We start from the raw sequence: 502 nt of genomic DNA on the forward strand, positions 1-502 counted from the left end.
ATTTCGGCAAGCGCCGCGCCATCGTCGCATGTCTCGAGCATGATCGCCGTCACATGGGCCGCGTGAACCATGAGGGCCGGCGCGTTCCCGGCCAGCGTCACGAGGCCGGCACCGGCCCGCACGGCGCCCCAGGCGGAGAGGCGCGCGGCGCCCGTATGCAGATTGTCCCCCGAGATCACCACGCAATTGCCGGCATCGAATTTGTGCCCATCGGCGCGCCGGCGCGGCAGCGACCACAGATGCGGGTCGTTTTCGTGGAGCGTGATGTTGAGCTCGTCCAGCACACTGTCGGGAATGCCGATATCGGCCAATAGGACATCGCCGTAGAACCGGGCGCCGGGATAGAGAAGATGGCCCGGCTTGTGCCGGAAGAAGGTGACGGTGAGGTCGGCCTCGATCGCGGTTCCGCGCACGGCGCCGGTTTCGCCGTCGATCCCGCTGGGGATATCGATTGCCACCACGTGGCCCGCCGACGCATTGATGGCCGCCACCAGATCGGCCA

1 protein-coding gene is annotated in these 502 nt (G+C 67.3%); it reads right to left on the bottom strand.

The features are described from left to right. Positions 1-502 (bottom strand): NAD(P)H-hydrate epimerase (locus tag D1094_RS18530; protein WP_310648350.1); only part of this gene is annotated, 502 nt, incomplete at both ends.

Origin of the sequence: Colwellia sp. RSH04, from assembly GCF_003545765.1 — a bacterium.
In the GTDB taxonomy this organism is placed as follows: Bacteria; Pseudomonadota; Gammaproteobacteria; order Enterobacterales; family Alteromonadaceae; genus Colwellia.